The sequence below is a fragment of the Microbacterium sp. K35 genome, assembly GCF_004794375.1.
In the GTDB taxonomy this organism is placed as follows: Bacteria; Actinomycetota; Actinomycetes; order Actinomycetales; family Microbacteriaceae; genus Microbacterium; species Microbacterium sufflavum.
Genome location: NZ_SSDM01000423.1, coordinates 1 through 679, shown reverse-complemented (window position 1 = coordinate 679; position 679 = coordinate 1). Strand labels below are relative to the sequence as shown.

Sequence of the window (679 nt, the reverse complement as noted above, 5' to 3'; positions counted from 1 at the left end):
GGCCGCCCGTGCTCGCCGTCACGACCGCGGGCGGCCGCGTGGGCGCCGAGTTCGCGGACGAGCTGAGCGCCAGCGGCGTTCCGCACGTGCTCGTGCCCGTCGCGGCGGAGACCCGGCGCAGCATCGCCCTCGTCGACGAGTCCGCGGGCGACACCACCATCGTGAACGAGCGCGGCGTCAGCCCCTCCGACGCGGAATGGGGGGCGGTGCTGGCCGAGGTGGTCGAGCGGCTCGCCGCGGCGGGCGTGCTCGTGATCTCGGGCAGCGTGCCGCCGGGCACCCCCGAGGCGCTGCTGCCGATGCTGATCGCCGTGGCGCGTGACGCCGGCGTGCCCGTGATCGTCGACACCTCGGGCCCCGCGCTGCTGCGGGCCGCCGACGCCGGGGCCACCGTGCTCAAGCCCAACGCCGCCGAGCTCGCCGAAGCCACCGGCATCGACGACCCGGTGCACGCCGCCCGCACCCTGCTGGAGCGCGGTGCCGAGCTCGTGCTGCTCTCGCTGGGCGCCGACGGCATGCTCGCGGTGACCGACGACGAGCTCGTGCACGCGCGACTCGACGAGCCCCTCGCGGGGAACCCGACCGGTGCGGGCGACGCCGGGGTCGCCGCCTGCGCCGTGCTGTACGCCGAGGGCGAGCGCGACCCCGAGACGGTGCTCCGCCGCGCGACGGCCTGGTC

General features: G+C 77.5%; 1 protein-coding gene. It reads left to right on the top strand.

What is annotated here, in order from left to right; genetic code table 11:
- The coding region (locus tag DW299_RS18465) for a 1-phosphofructokinase family hexose kinase (RefSeq protein ID WP_136037441.1) at window positions 1-679 on the top strand (679 nt) is incomplete at both ends.